Source organism: Nibrella saemangeumensis, from assembly GCF_039541915.1.
Classification (GTDB): domain Bacteria; phylum Bacteroidota; class Bacteroidia; order Cytophagales; family Spirosomataceae; genus Nibrella; species Nibrella saemangeumensis.
This window is the reverse complement of record NZ_BAABHD010000012.1, coordinates 60,922-85,053: the sequence shown is the minus strand read 5'-3', so window position 1 is coordinate 85,053 and position 24,132 is coordinate 60,922. Positions and strand designations below refer to the sequence as shown.

At 49.2% G+C, this 24,132-nt stretch carries 24 protein-coding genes and 3 tRNA genes; 17 read left to right on the top strand and 10 right to left on the bottom strand.

Features of this window, described 5'->3' with window-relative positions:
- Positions 1–37: 37 nt before the first annotated feature.
- A complete protein-coding gene (locus tag ABD949_RS05695) occupies positions 38–757 on the bottom strand; it encodes a tetratricopeptide repeat protein (RefSeq protein WP_345241467.1) in 720 nt (239 codons plus the stop codon).
- 79 nt (positions 758–836) lie between these two features.
- On the opposite strand from ABD949_RS05695, the gene ABD949_RS05690 reads away from it, so the two are divergent.
- Together ABD949_RS05690 and ABD949_RS05685 are read left to right on the top strand one after the other, a co-directional pair.
- Positions 837–909, top strand: a tRNA-Lys gene (locus ABD949_RS05690).
- Between the two features lie 90 nt (positions 910–999).
- A tRNA-Lys gene (locus ABD949_RS05685) sits at positions 1,000–1,075 on the top strand.
- 107 nt (positions 1,076–1,182) lie between these two features.
- Here ABD949_RS05685 and ABD949_RS05680 read toward each other — a convergent pair.
- Positions 1,183–1,557 carry a DUF3127 domain-containing protein gene (locus ABD949_RS05680; protein ID WP_345241466.1) on the bottom strand — a complete coding sequence of 125 codons (375 nt, stop codon included), beginning with the start codon at positions 1,555–1,557 and terminating at the stop codon, positions 1,183–1,185.
- A 275-nt stretch (positions 1,558–1,832) separates the two neighbouring features.
- Between ABD949_RS05680 and ABD949_RS05675 the strand changes: the two genes are divergently transcribed.
- Positions 1,833–1,914, top strand: a tRNA-Leu gene (locus ABD949_RS05675).
- Positions 1,915–2,409: 495 nt separating this feature from the next.
- Positions 2,410–3,141 carry a hypothetical protein gene (locus ABD949_RS05670; protein WP_345241465.1) on the top strand — a complete coding sequence of 244 codons (732 nt, stop codon included), beginning with the start codon at positions 2,410–2,412 and terminating at the stop codon, positions 3,139–3,141.
- Positions 3,142–3,210: 69 nt separating this feature from the next.
- Here the strand turns inward: ABD949_RS05670 and ABD949_RS05665 are convergent, their stop codons facing one another.
- Positions 3,211–3,825: a deoxynucleoside kinase gene (locus tag ABD949_RS05665; RefSeq protein ID WP_345241464.1), complete on the bottom strand. Its 615-nt coding sequence runs from the start codon at positions 3,823–3,825 to the stop codon at positions 3,211–3,213.
- A gap of 177 nt (positions 3,826–4,002) precedes the next feature.
- Between ABD949_RS05665 and trhO the strand changes: the two genes are divergently transcribed.
- Positions 4,003–4,974, top strand: coding sequence for an oxygen-dependent tRNA uridine(34) hydroxylase TrhO (gene trhO, locus ABD949_RS05660; RefSeq protein ID WP_345241462.1), 972 nt, complete (start codon positions 4,003–4,005; stop codon positions 4,972–4,974).
- Between the two features lie 98 nt (positions 4,975–5,072).
- On the opposite strand, the gene ABD949_RS05655 is transcribed toward trhO, so the two are convergent.
- Positions 5,073–5,573: a GNAT family N-acetyltransferase gene (locus tag ABD949_RS05655; RefSeq protein ID WP_345241460.1), complete on the bottom strand. Its 501-nt coding sequence runs from the start codon at positions 5,571–5,573 to the stop codon at positions 5,073–5,075.
- 57 nt (positions 5,574–5,630) lie between these two features.
- Here ABD949_RS05655 and surE point away from each other — a divergent pair, with 57 nt between their 5' ends.
- Together surE and ABD949_RS05645 are read left to right on the top strand one after the other, a co-directional pair.
- Positions 5,631–6,404 (top strand): 5'/3'-nucleotidase SurE, encoded by a 774-nt coding sequence (surE, locus tag ABD949_RS05650; RefSeq protein ID WP_345241459.1) that lies wholly within the window; start codon positions 5,631–5,633, stop codon positions 6,402–6,404.
- 22 nt (positions 6,405–6,426) lie between these two features.
- Positions 6,427–8,010: a GH3 auxin-responsive promoter family protein gene (locus tag ABD949_RS05645; protein ID WP_345241458.1), complete on the top strand. Its 1,584-nt coding sequence runs from the start codon at positions 6,427–6,429 to the stop codon at positions 8,008–8,010.
- Between the two features lie 82 nt (positions 8,011–8,092).
- Here the strand turns inward: ABD949_RS05645 and ABD949_RS05640 are convergent, their stop codons facing one another.
- Positions 8,093–8,728: a LysE family translocator gene (locus ABD949_RS05640; protein ID WP_345241457.1), complete on the bottom strand. Its 636-nt coding sequence runs from the start codon at positions 8,726–8,728 to the stop codon at positions 8,093–8,095.
- Between the two features lie 18 nt (positions 8,729–8,746).
- Positions 8,747–9,295, bottom strand: coding sequence for an NUDIX domain-containing protein (locus tag ABD949_RS05635; RefSeq protein WP_345241456.1), 549 nt, complete (start codon positions 9,293–9,295; stop codon positions 8,747–8,749).
- 70 nt (positions 9,296–9,365) lie between these two features.
- On the opposite strand from ABD949_RS05635, the gene ABD949_RS05630 reads away from it, so the two are divergent.
- Complete coding sequence (locus ABD949_RS05630; protein WP_345241455.1) at positions 9,366–10,394, top strand: cation diffusion facilitator family transporter; 1,029 nt, start codon at positions 9,366–9,368, stop codon at positions 10,392–10,394.
- Between the two features lie 229 nt (positions 10,395–10,623).
- Positions 10,624–11,538, top strand: coding sequence for a sugar phosphate isomerase/epimerase family protein (locus tag ABD949_RS05625; protein ID WP_345241454.1), 915 nt, complete (start codon positions 10,624–10,626; stop codon positions 11,536–11,538).
- Positions 11,539–11,586: 48 nt separating this feature from the next.
- Here the strand turns inward: ABD949_RS05625 and ABD949_RS05620 are convergent, their stop codons facing one another.
- The 3 genes from ABD949_RS05620 to ABD949_RS05610 all read right to left on the bottom strand — a co-directional run bounded on the left by ABD949_RS05620 (position 11,587) and on the right by ABD949_RS05610 (position 13,496).
- On the bottom strand, positions 11,587–12,282 hold the full coding sequence (locus ABD949_RS05620; RefSeq protein WP_345241453.1) for an SDR family NAD(P)-dependent oxidoreductase: 696 nt from the start codon (positions 12,280–12,282) through the stop codon (positions 11,587–11,589).
- Between the two features lie 85 nt (positions 12,283–12,367).
- Complete coding sequence (gene folE, locus ABD949_RS05615; RefSeq protein ID WP_345241452.1) at positions 12,368–13,117, bottom strand: GTP cyclohydrolase I FolE; 750 nt, start codon at positions 13,115–13,117, stop codon at positions 12,368–12,370.
- Positions 13,077–13,496, bottom strand: coding sequence for a 6-pyruvoyl trahydropterin synthase family protein (locus tag ABD949_RS05610; protein ID WP_345241451.1), 420 nt, complete (start codon positions 13,494–13,496; stop codon positions 13,077–13,079). Before ABD949_RS05610 ends, folE begins: the two co-directional genes overlap by 41 nt.
- Positions 13,497–13,841: 345 nt before the next feature.
- On the opposite strand from ABD949_RS05610, the gene ABD949_RS05605 reads away from it, so the two are divergent.
- Both ABD949_RS05605 and ABD949_RS05600 read left to right on the top strand, forming a co-directional pair.
- Positions 13,842–15,065 (top strand): sugar MFS transporter, encoded by a 1,224-nt coding sequence (locus ABD949_RS05605; protein WP_345241450.1) that lies wholly within the window; start codon positions 13,842–13,844, stop codon positions 15,063–15,065.
- Between the two features lie 92 nt (positions 15,066–15,157).
- A complete protein-coding gene (locus ABD949_RS05600; RefSeq protein ID WP_345241448.1) occupies positions 15,158–16,231 on the top strand; it encodes a mevalonate kinase family protein in 1,074 nt (357 codons plus the stop codon).
- Here the strand turns inward: ABD949_RS05600 and ABD949_RS05595 are convergent.
- Positions 16,228–17,307, bottom strand: a complete 1,080-nt coding sequence (locus ABD949_RS05595) for a DUF3500 domain-containing protein (protein ID WP_345241446.1) — start codon at positions 17,305–17,307, stop codon at positions 16,228–16,230. The two genes, ABD949_RS05600 and ABD949_RS05595, sit on opposite strands and share 4 nt — an antisense overlap.
- Before the next feature lie 199 nt (positions 17,308–17,506).
- On the opposite strand from ABD949_RS05595, the gene ispG reads away from it, so the two are divergent.
- From ispG to ABD949_RS05565, 6 genes are all read left to right on the top strand, one after another.
- Positions 17,507–19,525: a (E)-4-hydroxy-3-methylbut-2-enyl-diphosphate synthase gene (gene ispG / locus ABD949_RS05590; RefSeq protein ID WP_345241444.1), complete on the top strand. Its 2,019-nt coding sequence runs from the start codon at positions 17,507–17,509 to the stop codon at positions 19,523–19,525.
- A 103-nt stretch (positions 19,526–19,628) separates the two neighbouring features.
- The gene (locus tag ABD949_RS05585; RefSeq protein WP_345241442.1) at positions 19,629–19,811 is read left to right on the top strand and encodes a DUF6728 family protein; all 183 of its coding nucleotides are present in this window, start codon (positions 19,629–19,631) and stop codon (positions 19,809–19,811) included.
- Between the two features lie 4 nt (positions 19,812–19,815).
- Positions 19,816–20,166 (top strand): MmcQ/YjbR family DNA-binding protein, encoded by a 351-nt coding sequence (locus ABD949_RS05580; protein ID WP_345241440.1) that lies wholly within the window; start codon positions 19,816–19,818, stop codon positions 20,164–20,166.
- Positions 20,167–20,236: 70 nt separating this feature from the next.
- Positions 20,237–20,791 (top strand): tetratricopeptide repeat protein, encoded by a 555-nt coding sequence (locus ABD949_RS05575; RefSeq protein ID WP_345241438.1) that lies wholly within the window; start codon positions 20,237–20,239, stop codon positions 20,789–20,791.
- A gap of 368 nt (positions 20,792–21,159) precedes the next feature.
- Positions 21,160–23,376 (top strand): bifunctional SulP family inorganic anion transporter/carbonic anhydrase, encoded by a 2,217-nt coding sequence (locus tag ABD949_RS05570; protein ID WP_345241436.1) that lies wholly within the window; start codon positions 21,160–21,162, stop codon positions 23,374–23,376.
- Positions 23,377–23,796: 420 nt separating this feature from the next.
- On the top strand, positions 23,797–24,129 hold the full coding sequence (locus ABD949_RS05565; protein ID WP_345241434.1) for a winged helix-turn-helix transcriptional regulator: 333 nt from the start codon (positions 23,797–23,799) through the stop codon (positions 24,127–24,129).
- The last annotated feature ends 3 nt before the right edge of the window (positions 24,130–24,132 follow it).

Genomic DNA, 24,132 nt, shown 5'->3' with positions numbered 1-24,132 from the left:
CCGGCGAAATCTGACCGGGCAGCGAAATGCCTGGTGATCAGATCACCCAGATATTATCTTTCCGGATGTAATACAGGTGATTGTTCCAGAAAATCCGCAGCCAGATATCCTTACTGCCAAGAATATTGACTTTATGCCCGCGTCCGATGGTTTCGGCCACGGGAGCAGCTCCGGAGGGCTCATTGCGCAGCAACACCCGGTCGTGGCTGGTTACCCCCGACTGATACCCCTCAGGTAGGTTTACAAACACCAGCAGGCCGGTCAGGTAAAGCAGCAATACCCACTTGTGCCGCTGAAGAATGGGCTGCTTCTGAAACATTTTGGTAATCAGAACCAGAAAAACATATAGTCCCAAGCCAAGCAACAGCAATTGCAGGTATAGGCCATACTGTTTGTAAAAGAAATAGAAGTAATTCAGGTCATCCGTCTCATACCCTGTCAGCCCGTTAACCCGTGCTATATCACTCATCCGGCGCAGCACCTGTTCATCGGGATGGCGGTCGAAGTAAACCTGCAGAAAATAAAGCAGCCTGGGGACATCACCTTTTTTCTCATAGGCATAAGCCAATTTAAGCAGCATGGCATCGGTAGCTGGTTTCCCATCGGCGAGCGCTTGTTCGTACAAAAGCGCAGCCTCCTCAGGTACACCGGCCGCAAACAGGGAGTCGGCCGTGCGTACATAATCTGGCTGAGCTAAGGCCCGGAAACTCAGCAGGAAGCAAAAAAATAGACTTTTTTTAAGAAAACGGACTTGCATTAAATCGTAGAAACAGATACTTTTGCATCGCGATTCGGGAAGGCTTCATGTGAAGATCACCCGAATCACAAATATAGTAGATCTGGTAGCTCAGTTGGTAGAGCAATACACTTTTAATGTATGGGTCCTGGGTTCGAGTCCCAGCCGGATCACAAATGAGTGAAGAGTTATGAATTAAGAATTAATTCTTTTGCGACATAAAGCAACTCATAACTCTTCCCTCTTAATTCTTAACTCCTGAAGATCTGGTAGCTCAGTTGGTAGAGCAATACACTTTTAATGTATGGGTCCTGGGTTCGAGTCCCAGCCGGATCACCAAAACATCGCCACAGCCCCACGCTGTGGTTTTCTGTTTTTAGCAACCTCATTTCGTATTCACAGAAAAGCCTCATTGCTGGGGCTTTTCTGTGGGTTATATTTAGGAATCAGAATGGCAGATCGCTGCCTTCTTCTTCAAACGTTACGCCAAAGGGAGTTCCGGCCGGCTGCGCAGCTGCTTTAGGCTGATCCGGACGAATGGTTTCGCCTTCCAGCAGTTCGATACGCCAGGCGCGTACGTCGGTATACCAGCGATCGTTGTACTCGCGGGACTCTATGTTTACCGTTACTTTAAGGGTATCGCCGTTGGTGAACTGCTTCAGATCGTTGGCTTTTTCGCCCCAGGCGGTCATACAAACTTTCTTCGGGAACTGGTCAATGGTTTCGATCACAAACTCCTGTTTGTTCCAGGCTCCATTTTTTCCCTGTCCGGTCACCTCCGGCATGACCTTCACTAATTTTCCCGTTAATTCCAGTGCCATACTTATAATTTTGATGCGTTGAAAGGCTGAATTTACGAAAATTCCGGGACTTTTTTCTCGTTGCACCGGTGGAAATTTGCGCTTAAAACAGCATTCACGTTCTCACACAAAAGGAATCGTCAGGTGGTGAATTCGCAGCAGGAAAGCCAAGTCATTGATTACCTGTTAAAAGCACGCAAAACGCCTGTGCGGCTTCTATTGTCAATAAAGTTTCATGTGTTACCTCTTGTCTTTTTTACCGGTAACCATTACTTTTGCACCCAGATAATTTCAATGGCCACGTGGTGAAACTGGTAGACACGCCATCTTGAGGGGGTGGTGCTGCAAGGCATGGGAGTTCGAGTCTCCCCGTGGTCACAACTTCTTGGAATTTCGCAGTTTCAATTTTTGGACCGGGTTTTCCCGGTCAGTATGAGCCAGGCAAAAGTCTGGCTTTTTGCTTTTTGAATTGACACCCTTTTGATAGTAGTTTATTCGGCTCCGGCTCCTTGCTTCATCCAGATTTACCTTCTCATACCGCCAGGCGTTCCTATTTCTCGTCGTAGTGCGCTTTCCATACCATTAAATAAATTGAAGCAAAGCTTAATGGCCGGTTGAACATAGGATATGACTTTAGCGAATAATACTTAGTAATATTTACTGAATACATTGCATTTCAGTTAATTAACTTAGCAAAATTTATTTAAAAATTTACCATTTAAGATATAAAATGCCTAAGTAGGTCACATAACATTAATTTAACTTTAGAAAAAAATTAGAGAACTACTAGAAAATCTAAATGCATACCTATAATTTAGCCCCGGTAACGTTACTCATTATTCATTTATCATTTAATCACTCTCTACAAGTTTCATGAAAAAATTGTCAATTTTGACGGCCCTTGCGATGCCCGCCCTAGCTATCTTTGCTTCTTGCTCAGATGAGTCTACAACCTTAACCCCTAGCCGTACACAAGCTTCTGCCCGTGTTGGTAACGGTGCTCCTACCGGTGCTCACTACAACCTTAACATTATTGGTGTACCAAAAGGCAAATCTGCCGATATGACTGGTAACAATGGTGGCCGCATTTTTGTAGCTCTGGACGGAAAAACCAGAATTAATCTGTATCCAGGTACCGATTTCCAGGTTACGGATGCTAACGGAACTGACGCCAATGGTGCTTCCTTTACATTGCCTGATCCAGATCCAGAGTCTGATGGTACTACAACTTACTCTGTATTTGCCCGTGTACCCGGTAATCAACGAGGAAACGCTACCTTGACAACTTGTGCCGATGGTGTGGTGGTTGATGGTGAGGAAATTGCCGTAGAATTGGACTGCGACGGAATCACGTTTGATGCCTCGAATTTCAAAAAGTTCACAAACGTTAGCGCTGAGCTACTATATGTAACAATTCTGACTGATGTTGCTCTAGATACAGATGATGACGGTGTAATTGACTATACCTTGAAAGCCGGAAGATATCCAATTTTCGATGAGCGACTGTATGGTTTCTTCTGGGAATATGATAACCAAGGGCTGAAGCTCCTGCAATTGAGATTCTATCCCATTTCTACCACTGTAGATGGCGTTGTTACCCCCTAAATTTATTCAATCTTTATTAGTAACGATAAAAGGTCTCTTTATAGAGACCTTTTATCGTTACTAATATATCTACACCTTCATTGCTAAACTTGTATCAATCTTATCTACTACGAATTTAAAATCTTCCAGTCTGGACGCATAATCCAACTCATTTACATCCAGCACCACCAGCGGCCCCGCTGTGTAGTTCCGGGCAAATTCTTCGTACAGTTCGTTTAGGCTACCGAGATAACTCTCACTGATTGACTGCTCAAACGAACGGCCCCGCTTCCGGATCTGGCTGATTAGTTTTGGCAGGTCGGCACGGAGGTAAATCATCAGGTCCGGCGGTTGCACCAAACTCAGCATACTCTCGAATAGTTTACTGTAGGTCTGGTAATCCCGTTCCGACATGTTGCCGCTCTCGTACAGGTTTTTGGCAAAAATGTAGGCGTCTTCGTAAATGGTCCGATCCTGCACTACGCTTTTCTCCGCGTCACGAATGGTTTTAACCTGCTCAAAGCGGCTGTTCAGAAAATAAATCTGCAGGTTGAACGCCCACCGCTCCATGTCTTCATAGAAGTCGGCCAGGTACGGATTGCCTTCCACGGCTTCGTACAGAACATCCCAGCCATAATGCTCGGCCAGTTTATAAGCCAGCGTAGTTTTGCCGGCACCAATATTTCCGGTAATTGCTATATGCATACAGACAAGTTAGGTTTTGGGGTTGCGAATCTCCACAATGAACCTCTGAATACCTAACATCAGGCTCACAACTTTTTCACCTAACTTTTAATGAAACCCCCAGGGCCTGAACAGTGTTTTCAGGGCATCTGCAAGCCTTTTTGTATATTTGTATTGAAAAACAGGCAGCTACCTGATATGAAACCGTACCGCGTTCTTTTATACTACATCTACACGCCCATTGAAAACCCGGAGCATTACTGCGACGAGCATCACCAGCTTTGTCTCCGGCTTAACCTGCTTGGCCGCATCATTGTCGCTCCGGAGGGCCTTAACGGAACTGTGTCCGGCCTGGCTACAGATTGCCAGACCTACATAGATACGCTGAAGGCTGATCCCCGCTTTGCTGCTATCGACTTCAAAGTGGAGGAACACGATACACATGCCTTCAAGAAGTTGCATGTGCGCCTGAAAGAAGAAATTGTAAATTCTGACTTACCCGTCGATCCGCTCAAACGCACCGGTACCCATTTGGAACCTGATGAGTTCAAAAAGCTGAAAGACCAGGAGGATGTGGTCCTGATTGATATGCGCTCTAATTATGAGCATACCGTCGGCAAATTCAAAGGAGCCATTACTTTCGATATGGAGAACCTGCGCGAATTACCGGAGCATATGCACGAAATTGAGCACCTGAAAGACAAGACCATCATTACGTATTGCACCGGTGGTATCAAATGCGAAAAAGCCAGTGCCTTTCTGCTGGAGCAAGGTTTCGAAAACGTTTACCAGCTCCACGGTGGTATCATCAAATACGGCCTGGAAGCAGGCGGTGAAGACTTTGAAGGTAAGTGCTATGTATTTGATAACCGCCTGACGGTGGATGTCAACAAGGTGAATCCGAAAGTAATTTCAACCTGCTACCGTTGTGGTACGCCCAGCGACCGGATGGTCAACTGCGCCAACGCCGGTTGCAACAACCACATGCCACTCTGCGAAGCGTGCGGCTGGCAGTACGAAGGAACCTGCTCCGACGCCTGCTTTACCGCCCCCGACAAACGCCTATACGACGGAACCGGCTATTACCAGAAGCCCACGCATCATTATACGCCATTCCTGGGCTACCTGAGCCGGAAGCGGAGTGAGCTGGCAGTTGGCAGTTCTCAGTAGGCAGTGGGCAGTTTACAAATTGCCAATTTTTTGGGGTCACTATTCGGTGGCCTTTCTTTTTGCCTACTGCCTACTGAAGACTGCTTACTGAGAACTGCCTACTCCAACGCCTTCTCCATCAGGTAATCATTCATCCAGTACGGCCCCACGGGTATATCTTCTTCGCGGAGGACGCTGAAACCCTGACGTTTGTAAAAAGTTATGGCCCGGTTGTAGCGGTTCACGTTCAGCCATAACGTTTGGCCACCCCGTTCCCGGCATTGAGATTCCACCTCATCCAGCAGCAGCCGACCAACACCACTCCCCTGGGTGCCGGGAAGCACATATATTTTCTGGAGTTTATATACTTGCTTAGTGGCATCGATGCGATTAAAGGAAGCAAATCCTAATACAACGCTGTCCTCTTCTGCGACCACAAAGGTATGCCCAAGCTGAGTCATCTGCTCTTTTAGGGATGAATCCGAATACATTCGGTCAAACATATAATCGATTTGCTCTCTGGATAAGATTTCCCGATAGGTTGGTTCCCAGGTCTGTTCCTGCATACGAATGATAGCCGGAATATCGTCTACGGTGGCAATTCGAAGATTTACCTTCATTTTCGGGGGTGATTTTGTAATTTTGTCGGCCCGGCAAAGTAACTAAACAACCAGCACATGCCCGAACATAAGCCCCTGATATTAGTCACCAATGACGATGGCATTACGTCGCACGGTATCCGGACATTGATAGATTTAATGAAACAACTTGGCAATGTGGTCGTTGTGGCACCAAACAGTCCACAGTCGGGAATGGGGCACGCCATCACTATATCATATCCACTCCGGCTGTATCCGACCGATATTTTTCCGGACGTGCCAGCCTATGAATGCTCTGGCACCCCGGCCGATTGTGTGAAACTTGCCAAACACCATGTGTTGAAGGACCGGGCTCCGGATCTGGTCGTCAGCGGCATTAACCACGGCAGCAACACGTCCATCAGCGTGCTGTACTCGGGTACGATGTCGGCGGCCATTGAGGCAGCGATAGAGGGCATTCCGGCCATTGGCTTTTCGCTGAATGATTTTAGCCGGCAGCCGGATTTCAACCATACGCATGAACACGTACTCAGCATTACCCGGAACGTACTGGAACGCGGCCTGACGAAGGGAGTGGCCTTAAATGTGAATTTTCCCAGCCGTAGCAGCGCTCCCTTACAGGGCATACGGATATGCCGTCAGGCACGCGCCAAATGGCAGGAGATTTTCGACGAACGACGTGACCCGCACGGCCGCCGGTACTTCTGGCTGGCCGGCGAGTTTATAAACTCTGATCCAGGTGAAGATACGGATGAGTTTGCATTGTCTCAGAATTATACGTCGGTGGTGCCGTGTCAGTACGATATGACCGCTTATGAGACCATGCAGCAGATGAGCAACTGGAATTTTTAATTAACCCACTAACAGAACGCTTATGGCGCTACTGGGAAATTTGCTGAAACGCAGCATCCGGCTGACGGATGCCGTTCGGCCCAGGAAAATAAACCCTCAAAAAGCACAGCAAAAGGTATTTGCCAAACTTCTGGTAAAAGCCCGCAATACGGAGTTTGGTCAGAAATATGATTTTGAAGAAATTCTGAATCTGGTGGTATTTGGCAAGGACAAGGAGTTTTACCGTAAATTCAGGGAGACAGTGCCGGTGCACGACTACAACAAAATGTTTGCAGACTGGTGGCACCGGACCCTCGACGGCGGGAAAGACATCACCTGGCCCGGCCGGGTCAAGTACTTTGCCCTCAGTTCCGGTACCTCGGAGGCAGCCTCCAAATACATTCCGGTCACCAAGGCTATGTCGAAAGCCATTCAGCGAACCAGCATCCGGCAGATCCTTACGTTGTCCCGATACCAGAATCTGCCTGCAAAACTTTACGAAAAAGGGTTCCTGATGCTCGGTGGCAGCACCACCCTGAGCTTTCGGGGTAATCACTTCGAGGGGGACCTGAGCGGCATTACGGCCAGTCAGATTCCATTCTGGTTTCAGCAGTTTTATAAACCGGGCAAAAAGATCGCACAGGAACGCGACTGGGCGCTGAAACTGGATGAGATTACGGAAAAGGCCCGCCAATGGGACATTGGTTTTATCGTAGGTGTTCCGGCCTGGATTCAATTGCTGATGGAGAAAATTATCGCGCACTATAAGGTTAAAACCATTCATGATGTGTGGCCTAACCTGATGGTTTTCTGCCATGGTGGCGTTTCGTTTGAACCGTACAAAAAGGGCTTTGAAAAACTCCTCGGCCGACCCATAACGTATATCGAAACCTACCTGGCATCTGAGGGCTTTATTGCCTACCAGACTCACCCCAATGCGGTAGGCATGCAACTGGTACTCAACAATGGCCTGTTCTATGAATTCGTTCCGTTCAATGATAAGAATTTCACGGCAGATGGGGAAATCGTAGCGAATCCGGAAACATTGATGATCGATGAGGTAGAGGAAGGCAAGGAATACGCGCTTCTTCTTACTACCTGCTCCGGCGCCTGGCGTTACCTCATCGGCGATACCGTCCGGTTTGTTTCCAAAGCCCGCAGCGAAATTGTTATTACCGGTCGCACCAAGCATTTCTTGAGTCTATGCGGAGAACACCTGTCGGTCGATAACATGAACAAGGCTATCGAACTGGTCTCGGAAGAAATGGGTATCGATGTGCGGGAGTTCTCCGTAGCGGGTATTTCGTACGATACGCTGTTTGCCCATCACTGGTTTATCGGCAGCGATGATCCGGTTGACGCCGACAAGGTTCGGGATAATATAGACGCTAAACTGAAGGAACTGAACGATGACTATGCCGTAGAACGCCGGCACGCTCTCAAAGATATTTTTGTGACGGTGGTACCGTCTAAACTGTTCTACAAGTGGATGGAAGCCAAAGGAAAACTGGGTGGCCAGCATAAATTTCCCCGCGTGCTCAAAAAGAATCTGGTCGCCGACTGGGAAACGTTTCTCCAGAAGCAGGGCATTGATGCGCAGGCAGCGCGGAGTGTGAAAGAACAGTAGGCAGTTGGCAGTGAGCAGAAATTAGCGCCAGAACGGTGCTTTCTTATTCTGCCTACTGCTCACTGCCAACTGCCTACTAAAATCACCAATGCACCCAGCTCAGCAGCGGCTGATACAGGCGGGTGTAAACCAGTTGAGCGGCTACAAAAAGAAATACCATTCCGGTGGTCCGGTTGAAGATCGTTACCACGCGAGGGGTAAAAAACCGCTTCAGCCGGTGGGCAAAAATGGCCAGCGACGATTCGGCCACCAGGATACCAAACAAACTCGCGACCATAAAGCTGGTCTGCTCGGCAAACGTGTAATGGAGAGAATTTTTTGTATAAGCCGCCAGCGTAACCCAGCTCACGAAGTTGATCGGATTAAGACCGTTCAGCAGGAAGCCCGTGCTGAAGTAATACATAAAATCGCCGAAGCGGGTTTTCGGATAAGCCAGGCGCGGGGTCTGCTTGAATAAATTAGCCAAACCCATTGCGATCAGAAAGACCACGCCCACCACGGTCACATAGTTTTCGAAATTATTGATCTTCGGCAGAAACGACGTACCGAACAGGGAGCAAATCACAAAAATAGCGTCGCAAACCACAACGCCTAGGGTAATTTTAATTCCGGCCCGATAGCCGTTCTCGACACTGTTCTGGAGTAAGGAAAAGAAGACCGTTCCGAACGTTAGGCACAGCAGTACGCCGGTAATGGCTCCATACAAGACAGGTTGCATAAGTTTTAAGTACGGTTGTTACAAGTTTTTTAGACGGGCTACCATCAATAACCCACAGACACTCAACGAATCGGTAATCTGACCGTTCATTACCATCTGAACGGCCTCCGCAAGCGGTACCTTTTTTATCTGTAAATCTTCAGTTTCTTCGGGAGATTGATCACCTTCCTGTAAATCTTCGGCGATGTAGAGGAATCCTTCTTCGTCGGTAGCAGAGTTCGACGTATGAATGCGGGCAATCTGTGTCCACCGGTTCGCTATCAATCCGGTTTCTTCCTGTAGTTCCCGGCGGGCCGACTCCAGCGCATCGGTGCCAACAGGCGAGCCGCCTTCCGGTATTTCCCACGAATACTCTTCTAACGGATAGCGATATTGGCCAACCAGGTAGGTATTTCCCTCATTATCAATAGGAATTACGCCAACCGCTTTGTTTTTGAAGCTGACCACCCCGTAAATACCGGGTGTACCGGCGGGTGTAATGACCTCCTCGTGTTTGATAGTCAGCCAATTGTTTTCGTAAGCAACTGACGACGTGAGCGTTTTCCAAGGATTGTCGGTGACGTTCATATTACGAAATTACAAACAATTTCGGTATTATAGGTTAATTTTACATTTAAAATACTATAGTCTCCCTTTAATGCCAACTTCTCAACAAATAAAATACCGGTGGATGGCGCTTTCTTTTGGCGTTAGTATTGTGCTGCTACTAACCAAATTAACAGCCTACTACCTTACTTCATCGACGGCTATCTTAACAGACGCGCTGGAATCGATCGTCAATGTCGTGGCCAGTGGCTTTGCATTTTATAGCATCTACCTTTCTGGTCAGCCGCGCGACACGAATCATCCGTACGGCCACGGAAAAATTGAGTTCTTCTCCTCCGGCTTTGAAGGCGGCCTTATTGTTATGGCCGGGTTCTTCATCATCTATCAGGCAGTTTTAAGTTTCTTTGAACCCAATCTGATTACCAATCTCGACTGGGGTATTGCCCTAATCGCTGTAGCAACGGCCGTAAACGCTCTGCTGGGTTGGGGCCTGATGCGAACCGGCCGCCAAACGCACTCGCTGGCGATAACCGCCGACGGCCGCCACTTGTTGACCGATAGTATCAGCAGTTTAGTGGTGGTGGTGGGTGTTGGGCTAGTCTGGCTGACGGGGCAGACCTGGATTGACAGTGCCCTGGCGTTAGCGTTATCACTACTTATTATCTACAATGGCTGGCAGTTGGTGCGGCAATCGGTAGCCGGCCTGATGGACGAAACCGATACGCCTACGCTGGTACGGGTGGTCGAGACGCTCAACGCAAACAAAAAACAGAACTGGATTGATGTGCATAACCTCCGGGTACAAAAGTATGGCTCCGATCTGCACATCGATTGCCACCTTACGCTACCGTACTATTGGGAATTAAAAGAAGCCCACGATGAGGTAAACCGCTTTGAAAATATTTTGAAAAGCGGATTTCCAAGCGAGGTCGAAATTTTTGTGCATGCTGATCCATGCCTGAAAGAATGCTGCCACTATTGTCAGGTAGCCGATTGCCCGGTACGGCAATTCCCGTTCATTAAGGATGTTGTATGGACCGCCGACAATCTGACGGTTAACCAGAAACATTTTGTGCCCTTCCAACCGGCCATTCCCGAGCAACCCTTTCCTACAACTTAGCGTGTACAACAAAATGGCCGAGGAAATTTTTATGTTCTTTTTATTGACTAATTCCCAGAAAAATTATAACATTACACGATGCTAAAGTTGTCCTTAACAACTTTGTCACGCTACGATTTTATTCAGGTTGTATTCATAATAGAAAGGCTGATTGCTTTACGATCAGCCTTTTTTTCTTGCGGAAGCTTCCGTAATTTTCGCCCTGGTTTTACCCTAACCTAATTTTGACATGGATAGACGATCTTTCCTGATGCAAGCCGGTGCAGTCGCTGGCTTAGCGTCCCTTTCAAACCCTTTAGTAGCGGAGACGGCTAAGAAAAAGATGTTCTTCGAGATTTCACTGGCCGAATGGTCACTGCACAAAGCCTTATTTGCGAAAAAGATCGATAACCTCGATTTCCCGGCCATTGCCAAAAAAGAATTTGGGATTGATATTGTGGAGTATGTAAACCAGTTCTTTAAGGACAAAGCAAAAGATGCTACGTACCTGAAAGAACTGCTGGGTCGCGCCAAAGACAATGGCGTCCGCAATCACCTGATTATGATCGACGGAGAAGGTGGCCTGGCCGATACGGATGAGAAAAAACGAATGCAAGCCGTTGAAAATCACTACAAGTGGGTAGAAGCCGCTAAAACCTTGGGCTGCAAAACCATTCGGGTGAATGCCTATGGCCAGGGCACGGCTGAAGATGTTGCCAAAGCCGCCATTGATGGCTTAGGCCGTTTATCGGAATTTGCGCAGCCGTACGGCATTAATGTCATTGTGGAGAACCACGGTGGGTATTCGTCCAACGGGCAGTGGCTGGCCAATGTGATGAAGCAGGTCAACAAAAAGAATTGCGGCACCTTACCCGACCTCGGCAACTTCTGTATTCAACGGAGTAAAGACGGTTGCGCTGAGGAATACGACCGCTACAAAGGCGTTCAGGAAATGCTGCCTTATGCCAAAGGCATCAGCGCAAAAACCCACGATTTCGATGCCGCTGGCAACGAAGTCCAGATCGACTACAACCGCATGCTGAAAATGATCAAAGACTTTGGCTTCAAAGGTATTGTCGGTATTGAGTACGAAGGCAAAATGGACGAATATGAAGGCATCCGCAAAACCAAGGCGCTGCTGGATCGGGTGGGACCGGTCGTTTAAGTTAAGAGTTATGACGGGGCCGCCCGGCGGCCCCGTCATAACTCTTAACTACCTCAAATTCCCCATTCCCCCATCGACCCCAATCACCTGCCCGGTAATCCAGGCTGCCTGGTCAGAAAGAAGGTAAGAAGCCATGGCGGCAATGTCCTGCGGGCTGCCAATGCGGCTGAGCGGATGGCGTTTGTTGGCGGCATCGCGCTTATCACCTGCCAGTAAGTTTTGGGCTAATGGCGTATCTGTTAATGAAGGCGCAACGGCATTAACCCGAATCAGGTAGGGTGCGAATTCAGCCGCCAGTGATTTGGTCAGCCCCTCCACAGCCGCTTTGGAAACCGCTACCGACGAGTGCAGGCCCATCCCCAGTTTGACCGCCACCGTGCTGAACAAGACAATACTGCCCGCTTTCGATTTCTTAAGCGCCGGATAGGCTGCGTGAATAGCGGCTACGGCACCCAGCACATTCACATCCAGGTCGGCCTGGTACGCTTCCCGGTCGAGCCGCTGAAACGGTTTCAGGTTGATGGTGCCGGGGCAATATACCAATCCGTGCAACACCTCAGGCAGCTGGCTCAGGCTGTCGCCGACCGGCTGCGTTACATCCCAGTTCATGTGGGTCGATTGAATACCTTCCGGCTGGGTTCTTCCGGCTGTAAACAAGGTGGCACCCTGCGTCTGAAGCATCTCGGCCAGCGCCCGGCCAATACCGGAACTGGCTCCAACAATAAAAATAGACTTACCCTGCATCAGGAAAATAAGTTAGTGGATGATCAATAAAAAAGGGCTGGAACCTCCAACCCTTCCGGTATTGCCAGTACAATCCGTTGTGAAATCAAATTGTTGCATTCCGGTTACTGATATACCTCAGAAGCTCCTGCCGGGTAGCCTCTTCCTTAAACTTACCGTAGTAGGCCGCCGTCACCGTTGAGCTATCCGTATCATGCACACCACGCGTCGAAACGCACAAGTGCTTAGCGTCGATGATCACGGCTACATCATCGGTCTGCAGCACCTTTTTTAATTCGTCGGCAATCTGCATGGTGAGCCGTTCCTGAACCTGCGGGCGCTTGGCAAAATACCGCACAATACGGTTTAGTTTGGATAAACCGATCACTTTACCGCTGGAGATATACGCCACATGCGCTTTGCCCAAAATGGGTACAAAATGGTGCTCGCAGTACGAATGCAGCGTAATATCCTTTTCAACCAGCATCTGGTTGTATTGATATTTATTCTCAAACAGGGTCGCTTTGGGTTTATTCTTCGGGTTTAAGCCGCTGAATACCTCTTTCACAAACATCTTGGCAACCCGCTTCGGCGTACCTTTCAGGCTGTCGTCGGTCAGGTCAAGACCCAGAATGTTCATAATCTCCCGGAAGTGCTCTTCAATCAGTTCGACTTTCAGGTTATCGTCCAGATCAAAGGCATCGTCCCGCAGGGGAGTATCCAATGAAGTTGCTACGTGAGCCTCACCCATTTCCTCAGCCTCTTCCGCCGTAATTACCTCCTGCCGAAAATCAGGATGGTTGATGTGAATATCGTCAGCTGGCAGGGAATTCAACAAAGTTCCGTTCGGTTTCATACAGTCTGATTTTCAGGTCCAGCGAGGGATCCAGTTGGTCACGTATTAGTTGATAAATAACAATGGCAATATTTTCAGCCGATGGGTTCAGGTCCTGAAAGTCGACAGTATCCTGATTCAGGTTTTTGTGATCGAACCGGTCGATGATCAGCTCCTTCACCACATCGCTCAGGTATTTCATATCGATAACATAACCCGTTTCGGGATCAATTGGTCCCGTCACCTGCACAATAAGGTCGTAGTTATGTCCGTGATAATTCCGGTTACTGCACTTGCCAAATACCCGTTCGTTTTTTTCGTCGGACCAGTTCGGATTGTACAGGCGATGCGCTGCATTAAAGTGTTCTTTGCGGAACACCGAAACTCGCGGTTTATTCATAGGTTTTAACAGAACCGGTTACCGTTGCTGAGCCCGTACAAAGGTTGTGTACTACACTCAAACACCGTCAAGCGTGTGGTCAGGGCGCTTATGGGAGTGTTACACTGCTATAACAGTGGCCTTTCTTATTTTGTTCAACTTTTCTTCCACAAAAGTTAAACAGACCTTTTTACATCATTTGTTAAACGACCCGCATTTGGGTTTCGTTCCCAAACCATATTTCGGTAGAGATAAAAATGGTTGTTCGGCCGGAATAGTGTCGAATGAGGGATTTTTTTCCTTTTTTTACGGCATCAATTTTTAGAACCCTAACCTGACCTGTATTTAAATTTTAACACCTGTACAATGACACCAACGCAAGCACCGGCAAAATCACAAAACTATATTGGCCCTCTCCTGATCGTGGGGGCATTGTTCTTCATCTTCGGTTTTGTTACCTGGGTAAACAGCGTCCTGATCGCTTTTTTCAAGCAGGCTTTTAATCTCAGCACGTTCCAGTCGAATCTGGTTGCCTTTGCCTTTTTCATTTCCTACACGATCATGGCCATTCCGTCCTCCCGGATCCTGAAAATTACCGGGTTCAAAAATGGGATGTCTCTTGGTCTGATCATTATGGCCCTGGGAACTCTGGTGTTCGTACCGGCGGCCAATGCGCTCTCGTATCCCTTGTTCCTGGTTGGGCTCTTTCTAATTGGTATTGGCCTTACCATCCTGCAAACAGCGTCCAATCCGTACGTGACGATCCTGGGTCCCCGTGAGAGTGCCGCTCAGCGAATCAGCGTGATGGGCGTGGCCAACAAACTGGCCGGCATTATCAGCCAGTTCATCTTCGGCGGCTTACTGCTGACCGGCGCCAATGCGGCTGCGGGCTCGGCCAGTCTCGAAAAAGTGGTAACACCGTACCTTATTCTGACCGGTATTCTGGCCGTACTGGCGTTGCTGATCCGCTTCTCCAATTTGCCGGAGGTTTCTGAAGAACAGGATGGAGATACGGCGGCCGCTACTCACCACACCAGCGTCTGGCAATTTCCAAACCTTGTATTGGGGGTATTGGCCCTGTTCTGCTATGTTGGTGCGGAGGTAATTGCCGGGGATACCATTATCAACTACGGAACTGCGATCGGCTTCAGTAACGAACAGGCTAAGTATTTTACGGCCTATACCCTTTACGGCATGCTAGCCGGGTATATTTTAGGGATTTTCCTGATTCCCAAATTTATTTCCCAGCAGAATGCATTGCTTTTTGGAGCCATTCTGGGTATTGTGCTGACCATAGCCGCCCTGCTCACGTCAGGATTTACATCTGTTTTGTGCGTAGCGCTGCTTGGCTTTGCCAATGCCCCCATCTGGCCGGCCGTCTGGCCGCTGGCCCTCAACCGGTTGGGTCGTTTTACTAAAATCGGGTCGGCACTACTCATCATGGGTATTACCGGTGGTGCACTTTTACCATTGCTGCATGGTTATCTGACGGATGCCGTCAGCCCCAAACTCGCCTATGCCCTGCTCCTCCCCCTCTTCGCATACATCTTGTATTACGCAGTAGCCGGACACAAAAAGACGAGTTGGTAAACCGTTAATGTTTCAAGTTTAAGGTGTCAAGTTTGAGATTTACCTTCCGCCAAACCTGACACCTGAGACTTGAAACCTGAACCCTGAAACGTATGATTACCGCATCCACACCCGGCCGTATCTGCCTGTTTGGCGAACACTTGGATTATTTAGGACTACCCGTCATTGCAGCAGCTATATCCTGTCGCATCAGTATAACAGCGAAGCGTATTCGGCAGCAGGTTATTCACCTGCATTTGCCCGATATCGGCGAGGCTGAACAGTTTGCGTTGAACGGTCAGCAACTCTCCTACCAGCAGGAACGGGATTATTACAAAAGTTCGGTAAACCTGCTCCTGCGCAAGGGCTTCACCTTTTCAGAAGGCATCGAAGCCACCGTTCGGGGTACAATTCCGATCAACTCCGGTACGTCGAGTTCATCGGCTCTGATTGTCACCTGGCTGAATATCCTGAGCCGGCTGGCCGATTCGCCCCGTGAGATAGCCCCGGCCCAACTGGCCGAATGGGCCAACGCAGCCGAGGTACTGGAGTTTGGCGAGCCGGGCGGCATGATGGACCACTATTCGACGGCCGTTGGCAATGTAATTTACCTGGAATCGGTTCCTTCCATTCAGTTGACGGAGCTAAAGCCAGCTCTCGGTACGTTTGTGCTGGGCGACTCCCTTGAGCCCAAAGATACCATCGGTATTCTGGGTCGGGTCCGCTATGGCATGGGTAGCATTTTAACCAAAGTTAACAGTGTTAATCACAACTTTTCACTGCATAATTCTGAGATTACAGAAGTAGGTGAGTTTAAGGATATGCTCACCAAAGACGAGTATATTCTGCTGAAAGGTACGCTCGCTAACCGGGATATCCTCCGTGAAGCCTTAACTGTTTTGCAAACTCCTTTGCTCGATCACCAGCGGCTTGGCCGACTCCTGAGTGACCATCAGGAAAACCTGCGCGCTGCCCAGCGGATCTCGACGCCCAAAATAGACCGAATGCTAGAAGCTGCCCTGAAAGCCGGCGCCCTGGGCGGTAAGATCAACGGTTCCGGCGGAGGTGGCTGCATGTTTGCTTACGCTCCCGACCATGCGGAGACCGTTGCCGAAGCCATTGAACGGGAAGGCGGTCAGGCATACATTATTCAGGTCGATGAGGGAACGCGGGTTGAAAAGAGTTAATGCTTGTGTGACTGGTAATGGTCTCTGAGCACGTCGTCGCCAAAGTCGTTGCCTTTTTCGCGCCAGATGGTATGGATGTGGTTCGCCTGGTTTCCAAAGCCGCTGTTGTCGAATTCTATTAGGAATGTGGGGCCATTGATGACAAAATAATGGCGCTCGGTTTCCTGGTAGCTGCCGATCCATCCGAAATAAACGTTATCCCAGCCAGCTTTGCTGATCTTTTCGTATTCGACATCGGCCTTATCCCTGTCCAGGTTATGGACATACTCATGCACAATGAACTGCAGCAGTTTCTTCTGCTCGGGTGTCATCGCTGAGGCTTTCAGGCCCCAGTAGTCGATCAGCCGCTTGTTGCTGTTGGCTGCAGTGATAATATCACCGGGCACGGCTGTACTCATCGTTGCCACTTTCTTCTGGTCGGCGGAGAGGGCATTGATCAGCATAATGCCGTAGTCTTCCTCCTGCCCTAACACGCGCCAGCCGGCGTAGGATGAAATTCCGTATTCGGCAGGGTCGGTGCCCAAAAACATGGGGGTTACGGCAAGCTGGTTGCCGGTAAATGTCAGGTTCAGTGACAGGTGGTGCCCCTCCAGTTTAAGCGCCCAGGGTTGCTGGCCCGCCGGGTCACCAAAAATGGCAGTAAAGAAATTCTGGTGCTCCCATTTCAGGTCCCGCATTCGTTTGTGCATCGTTTCGTTGATTTCCTTCCGGACCAGCAGCGTGTCGTAGTATTGATTCAGGAGGTTATCAAGGTGCATAATACCCGTGGCCTTCAGATAGCCCTGTGAGCTTAAGGCGGCCGATAGAATGCGGTGAAGCTGTTTTCGCTGGTTGATGGTCAGATTGCCCAGGCTGATCCCAGACCGCGCAGCCAGACCAACCGGTAAATTATTCCATCGGGTGCGGGCAGAGTCGCTAAAGGTTCTGAGGGCCCGCGCCCGCTGGTCGGGGCGTAACTCCTGCACAAACTGGATCACCTGCTTTTTCACCGCTTCGGCTGCCAGGTTCTGGGCGACGGCCACGCTGGATGTGAGGACAACGAATGCCAGTAAAAGTGCGCGTGTAACTGATTTCATAAAATGAGAAGGGTTCAGAAAAACGAGTGCTAAGGTAACTGATATTCAGCTATAGCGCTGCATAATCCGGCGGAATTTTTGGCGTTGAAGAACCCTGTTTTCGGCGAACATTTCCGCCGAAAACAGGGTTGTACTGATAGATGCCGAACCCGGTATTTTGTGTACATTTGCCGGGTTAATTCGTCATCCTGACAACCGTATGCTTGATTCTGTTCAGACGACTCCCACCGCGACCACCTTGTCCGGAAAACCAGTTCTCTATACGCCTTCCCTGACCGAATACACCCGACGAAAAACCATTACCGTCAACATAGATGGGGTTCCGCTGGGTTCGGAGTTTCCAATCCGGGTTCAATCCATGACTACGGTGGATACCATGGACACAGCCGGCTCGGTTGAGCAAACGATCCGGATGATCGAGGCAGGCTGTGAGTACGTCCGCATAACGGCTCCCAGTGTAAAAGAAGCTCAAAATCTGGATAACATTCGGAAAGAACTGCGGGCACGGGGGTATACAACGCCCTTGATTGCCGATATTCACTTTACCCCGAATGCCGCCGAACTGGCTGCCCGTATCGTTGAAAAGGTACGTATCAATCCCGGTAACTACGCCGATCGCAAGCGGTTTGAGCATATTGACTATACCGATGCCTCATACGCAGCCGAGCTGGAGCGCATCCGCGATAAATTTCTGCCGCTGGTGCGTATTTGCAAAGAATACGGTACGGCGATGCGGATCGGGACCAACCACGGCTCCCTCTCTGACCGCATTCTGAGCCGCTACGGCGATACCCCGGTGGGTATGGTGGAGTCGGCTTTAGAGTTTCTGCGGATTTGCGAGGATGAGCAATACTACAACATCGTGTTGTCGATGAAGTCGAGCAATCCGCAGGTGATGGTGCAAGCCTATCGACTTCTGGTGCAGCGGCTCGACGAAGAAGGCCTGAAGCCGTACCCGCTTCATCTGGGCGTTACCGAAGCCGGTGAAGCCGAAGATGGGCGCATTAAATCGGCGGTGGGTATTGGAACGCTGCTGGAAGACGGGATTGGCGACACCGTTCGGGTGTCGCTGACGGAAGAACCCGAACGGGAAGCCCCCGTAGCCAGAGCGCTGATTGACCGGTATACCAACCGGCCCAGCCACGCGTTTATTCCCCCGGTAACAAATTACCCGATTGACCCGTTTCAGTACCACCGGCGGACAACGCATGAGGTAGTAAACTTCGGCGGCAGCAACGTTCCCCGCGTTATTGCCGATTTCAGTCAGGTACCCGTAACGGGGCATGAGGTACTGAAGCCGATTGGTCATTTTTACCTGCCCCTGCCGGATAAGTGGCGCATGAATGATCTCGGGGCCGATTACCTCTACACCGGATCCCGGCCTGCCGGTTTCATGCTCCCCAACGGCCTGAAAGAAGTGCTTGATTACCCGGTGTGGCGGACGCATGCGGATCAGCCCAATACCTCTCCTTTGCTCCAGGCGAGCCAGTATCTACAGGCAGTCGGCGAGGGCGTTCCGTTGCATACTAGCCTGAATTTTGTACGTGTCGCCCTGGCTGACCTGACCACCGGGTTGCTACATCGCCTTCGTTCTGATTCAACGGTTGTGCTGCTGGCACACACGGATAATTCACACGCGATGCCGGAACTACGCCGACTGTTTGTTGAGTTAATCAATCAGGGAATTACCGCTCCGGTCGTGGTGCAGCAAAGTTACCCGGGGGTTCCGGCAGAAGATCTGCCACTGTATGCAGCGACGGACCTGGGGGGGCTGCTTGTCGACGGTCTGGGCGATGGCGTCATGCTTTCGGCTTCGGAAGCAAACGAACCGGCGGCCCTGTCGCGGCTCAATGCGCTGGCGTTTGGCATTTTGCAGGCCGCCCGTACCCGCATCACAAAGACCGAGTATATCTCCTGCCCTTCCTGCGGCCGGACTCTTTTCGACCTACAGGAAACCACCGCGATGATCCGGAAACGGACAGACCACCTGAAAGGAGTCAAAATTGGTATCATGGGTTGCATTGTCAACGGCCCCGGCGAAATGGCGGATGCCGATTACGGATACGTAGGCATCGGGCGGGACAAGATCGCGCTGTACCGGGGTCAGCAGGTCGTAAAGAAATCCGTAGCCGCAGATCGGGCCGTCGACGAACTCATCGGATTGATTCGGGAAGACGGCCGGTGGCTTGAACCGGAAAGCCTTGAACGCGCCGGCTAAGTATTCAGCTTAAAATTCAGGGCTAAGGCAAAACAATGTTTTTCAACAAACCCTTGACTAATTCAGCCAACCTAATTTCGTATCACGTAAACAATCTTTCAAAATGAGCCGGATTGCAGGATATTTCAAACTGGGTGAGGTGTTTCGGTATTTTATTCGTGTTTTCCGCAAGCCGGATCCAAATCACCCCACCAGCGTAAACTTGCGGATGATGCATGGTATTAACCGGATCTCCATCGTTATGTTTCTGATTGCCATACTGGTATACATCATCAGACATATTTAATCAGATGAATATTGAAACGCTGCGTGAGTACTGCCTGAGTAAACCAGGCGTAACCGAATCGTTTCCGTTTGGTGAAGAAACGCTGGTGTTCAAAGTCGGTGGTAAGGTATTTGCCTTAGCCGGTCTCGACAACCAGCCGTTGCATATAAATCTTAAATGTGACCCTGAAAAAGCCGTACAGCTTCGAGAGGAATTTGAGGCTGTACGGCCGGGTTATCACATGAATAAAACCCACTGGAATACCGTAGTAGCGGATGGACGTGTAAAAGGGAGCCTGCTGCGGGAGTGGATCGACGATTCGTATGCATTAGTCAGAAAAAGCCTCCCCAAAGCCGTTCGGGAGCAATTAATTTGACAGTCAGGTTTGTCTAAACCTGAGGCAGTTTGTAACTTAGTAAGCCTTTAAAAAGAAGCCACACCGAGTTATGGAAGTTTCGCTGTTGGTGCTGTTATTTACGATCTACCTGGCCATCCGGTATTTCATTACTGACCATGATACGCCTTCTGATAAGGACCGTAAGCGATTTCAACGGGGTATCCGGCTCGTACAGGCCCGCAACTTCACCGATGCATTCACGTATTTTAATGATGCGGTAAAGCAGTATCCCAAATCAGCCGTGGCGTATGCCTATCGGGGTAAATGCCAGCTGGAGCAGGAGAATTTTTACTCCGCTATTTACGACTTCACCCAGTCTATCAGCATTGATAATACACAGGCGGACTGTTACCTCGACCGGGGCATAGCCTTTTATAAGGTTGACCAATATACCGATGCTTTCCGGGAGTTTGATAAGGCTGTCTGGTACTTCCGCGACGAAAAGCCCGATGCCTACCGTTGGCGGGCTATTTCCCGGCTTAAACTCCGTCAGATGCCCCAGGCCGAAAACGACCTCCGCCGGGCTGTTCTGCTTGGTGACGAAAACTCAGCATACCTGCTGACCCAACCGCCATTTACGACAAAAGAGTTTCAAAGTAACTAACTTTCTCCTCAGCGAGCACTTCTCCTCAATGAGCCGGCTACCGGTATTTAAACTAATACCTTAATACGGTGTTGTACAAGGACAACTATATGCGGACATCACCGTATAATTTGAATTGAGACAGCTCAGGTGCGTTGTCGAAGAAGGTTTACAAACCTGATTACACATCTGTTTTTTTTCCGGTCCGGCAGATTTTCTTTCTCATTCCTGTATTTGCCGTTCTAGATAAAGCTTCAATGAATACCTCGCTGGCGCTAATAAGCCGTAATGTTATCCGCAGGAAACCAGCATATACCGGTCTGATATAAATCAGAAACGTTCCATGGGTGCAGTAAAATCCTGTGCGCCTGAATTCATTTTATCGTTACATGACAAGTTTACAATTATCAAAAGATATTCCGGCCAGCATAGTCGTGTTCTTAGTGGCACTGCCGCTCTGTTTAGGCGTAGCACTGGCTTCCGGTGCGCCATTATTGTCAGGCGTAATATCCGGAATTATAGGAGGTATCATAGTCGGTTCGCTAAGCAGTTCGCAAACGAGTGTGAGTGGACCTGCAGCCGGATTATCGGCCGTAGTCTTGTCGGCCATTCTCCAGCTAAACAATTTTGAGGTATTTCTGACCGCCGTGCTGATTGCGGGAGGTCTCCAGCTTATTATGGGCTTGCTAAAAGCAGGCTTTGTGGCTAACTACATTCCTACCAATGTCATTAAAGGATTACTGGCAGCAATTGGTATTATATTGATCCTTAAGCAAATACCGCACGCTTTTGGTTATGATAAGGACCCACAGGATGACTTTTCGTTTATACAGCCTGATGGTGAAAATACCTTCTCTGTGCTCATTAAAATGTGGGAATTTATCACACCAGGAGCCGTCGTAATCAGTATTGTCTCTCTGGTGGTATTATTGCTGTGGGACAAAACACCGTTAAAGAAATTCAAATACATTCCCTCATCCTTATTCGTTGTCATGCTAGGCGTGGGGTTGGATCAGTTCTTTTGCAACTATATACCTTATTTATGTGTGGGAACTTTGCAGATGGTGAATCTGCCCCCCATTGATACCAGCAATCTTGCCGCTTATTTCTACTGGCCGGCGCTTGCCTCTTTGGGTAACTACCAGGTCTGGCTTGTGGGCGCTACTATTGCCGCCGTCGCTTCCCTGGAAACGTTGCTCAACATCGAGGCTGTAGACAACCTGGACCCTTTGAAACGGGAATCTCCTCCCAACCGGGAATTGGTCGCTCAGGGTATAGGCAATATGGTTGCGGGTTTATTCGGCGGCATTCCGATAACATCGGTTGTGGTTCGGAGTTCGGTAAATATTCAGGCAGGAAACGCTACCAAGCTTTCCGCCATTTTGCATGGTGTATTCATGCTGGTCAGTGTGCTGATGCTGAGCCAATTGCTGAACCTGATTCCGTTGGCGTCGTTAGCCGCTATCCTGTTACTAACAGGCTACAAACTAACCAAAGTTGCTGTGTTTAAGGAGATGTACCGAAAAGGCCTGCGCCAATTCATTCCTTTCCTGGTCACCATTGTGGCTATTGTTTTTACTGACCTACTGATCGGAATCCTGATAGGGTTCGCGGTCAGCATTTTTTACCTGTTGCGCAGTAATTATCGCAATCCCTTCAAACTAAATACGGCTACTCTGCATATTGGGGAAGTGATAAAGATCGACTTATCCGATGAGGTGTCGTTTTTAAACAAAGCATCGGTGAAAGATACCTTGTGGAGTATTCCTCCCGGTTCGAAAGTCGTTATCAATGCAACCCGCTCCAGTTTTATCGATGGCGATGTGCTGGAGGTGATCGATGATTTTAAAACAGCGGTAGCGCCCCAACGCGCTATTCAATTAAATATCATTGGCTTAAAAGAAAAATACGAGCTATCCGATTACGTACACTTTGTTTCAGACGATAGCGTTCAGTTTGTGAATGTACTGGACCAGGACGTCCAGCAAAATCTTTCACCCGCTGGCATTCTCGATTTTTTAAGAGCGGGTAACGACCGGTTTATAAGGGGTGAGCACCATGACAAGTATTTTCCGCACCAGGTAAACGCCACCTCGGCGGAGCAAAACCCAATAGCGGTGATTATTGCCTGCATCGACTCCCGGACGTCACCCGAGCTGGTGTTTGATGCGGGCATCGGCGATTTGCTGATCATTCGGATTGCCGGTAACATCATCAACCCGGACATCGTAGGCAGCGTTGAACTGGCAGTCAAAGAAATTGGCGCTAAGCTGGTCATTGTCATGGGTCATTCCAACTGCGGAGCCATAAAAGCTGCCGTCGACGGGATACATGAAGGGAATATTGGCCATATCACGAAAAAAATTAATCGCGTAATCACAAACAGCGTCTACACCCGCACCAGCATCGACACCAGCCATGCCAATGTCATGCAGCAAATTACCTGGCTGAACGCCAGAAATTCAGTCAAGGAACTGCTGGCGCAAAGTAGCTATTTGGAAAGCCGTTATCTGGCTCGTGAAGTAGGCGTTCTCCCGGCGTATTACGATACCTCTTCCGGCAAAGTATTATTCGACGAACAGCCTGTATCAAGGTCTGTAGCTTAACCGGAACGCTGCGGACGAGTAGTAAGGACTCGAATCGAATTTACTTCTCCTGATTCTCTACCCAAACATACCAGCGTTGCCACGCTTTGGTTCATAGGATCGAACGCGACTATATTAATATATAAAATTATTTTCATATTTTAGGTTTTTACTGAAACTAGTTAGCCACTTACCTGGTTGTAAGTAAATAACCTTTACAAAAGTGGCAGCGATTGGGCCCTCACCTTTTAATCCCTACTTACCACAGTACCCAATCCGGCATAGTATAGGCGACAATCGTCCATTGATTGGCCCTTCATTAGCTTTCACCGCATCGTAACACCTGCAGGTTTTTCACCGCATCATTTTCTCTTTTCTGCTTTCACAACGGCTCCGGCCGGGTGATCACAGGAATCGGTTCATGTTCACGAAGTCAATCAGATGAAACAAGGGAACCGACATGATTTACCCGCTGAGCCGGATTATATTCTGATCAGCAAAGCCCTGGAAGTGGTATCCGGAAAATGGCGTCTGTATCTCATCCTGCAACTGGGGGAAGAGACCCGGCGCTACAGCCAACTGGCTGAAATGCTGCCCTCCATCAGCGAAAAAGTGCTGGCGGGGGAATTGAAAGCCCTGGTGGTGTTGGGTGTCATAGACCGGAAGGTGTATGCCGAAATTCCCCCACGGGTCGAGTATACGTTAACCTCTAAAGGCCGGCTGGCATTACCCATCCTGCGACTGCTGCAGGAAATCGGCCGGATCTTCAACTGACAA